General features: G+C 65.4%; 1 protein-coding gene. It reads left to right on the top strand.

All coding sequences use genetic code 11. From position 1 onward, the window contains the following. Positions 1-148 precede the first annotated feature (148 nt). The coding region (locus AB0B89_RS36450; protein ID WP_358562364.1) for a DNA cytosine methyltransferase at positions 149-1,415 on the top strand (1,267 nt) is incomplete at its 3' end.

Below are 1,415 nucleotides of genomic sequence, written 5' to 3'. Positions count from 1 at the left end.
GCTCAGACTCCCGATGACCAGGAGTTTGAGCCCTATCGTTGTCCATCAGCCCTAAGTGCACGTACGATGGCACTACGTCGGAACGAGCGACCCGACACCCGAACCAAGGAGCACCCATGTACCACACCGCCTGCGGGTGGCAGCACCCATGAGCCGCCGACCTCAGCAGCGCCGCGTTGCGACGCATCGCCCCGCCGTACGCCGGCGCCGGTTCCGCCACGACGAGCTGATCGCCGTAGACCTTTTCTCTGGCTTCGGCGGGCTCACGAAGGGCATCGAACGCGCCGGGTTCACCACGATCATGGCGGCGAACCACAACGCCTACAAGGTCGAGATCCACGAGGCCAACCACCCGGACGCCGAGCACTGGATCGCGGACCTGGTCGACCCGGAGTCGTCCGACTACCACTCCGCCAGGGACCTCCCCCCTGCTGATCTCATCGTCGCCGGTGTGAGCTGCGTGAACCACTCACAGGCCAACACGCAGAAGGCCTACGAGCAGCGCCTGTCGCTGTTCGACCTCGAAGACCCCGAGTTCGATGAGCGTGTCACCAAATCAGAGCGCGACCGCGCCACGGCGAACTGCGTGCTCCACTACGCCGCCCAGCATCACCCCCGGATGATCCTCGTCGAATGCACCACCGAACTCACCTCGTGGGGCCCGGCGGTGCAGGGCAAGCGGTACGGCGACGGCACCACCTACCGCTGGTGGCTCAAGCAGTTCGACATCGAGGGCTACAAGCACCGCGTCCTCTACCTCAACAGCATGTTTTTCGGCGTCCCACAGTCCCGCGACAGGATCTACATCGTCTTCTGGGACAAGCGCCTGCCCGCCCCGGACCTCGACCACCGGCCCGAGTCGTGGTGCTCGTTCTGCGACACCATGGTGCAGGCCGTGTGGACCTGGAAGACCGGGATCCCGCCCACCGGCAGCGTTCGCTACGGCAAGCAGTACGAGTACCGGTGCGAGTCATGCAGAAGGGTCGTGATTCCTCCGTTCGCGCCGTCGCTGAACGCGCTCGACCTGTCCAACCTCGGCACCAAGATTGGCGACAGGCCGCTCCGCGAGTTCCAGGACAAGGACACGGGCGAGATCGTCCTCAGCCCGCTCGCGCCATCCACGATGGCAAGGGCCGAAAGGTGCAGGCAGCGGTTCGCTGAATTTCCCGCCGTTTTGATGCCTGCGAAGGCGGAGCGCGGGTCCGAACGCCACCCGTGGCAGCCACTCACGACGCAGACCAGCCAGCAGGAGACGGCGATCCTCTCGACGGGCACGCCTCTGCTGACGGGTCAGGTGATGGTCGCGCACCGGCACAACGGCGACGGCAAGCACATCACCGAGGCCATGGACACGGTCACGGGCACGCACGAGAAAGCGGTCCTGCTCGCGCTCAGTGCCGATGTAGTTGTGGTTG

Source organism: Sphaerisporangium sp. NPDC049002, assembly GCF_040649355.1.
Lineage (GTDB): Bacteria > Actinomycetota > Actinomycetes > Streptosporangiales > Streptosporangiaceae > Sphaerisporangium.
Note: the sequence above shows the minus strand (reverse complement) of the source record. Positions and strands in the feature narration are given on the sequence as shown.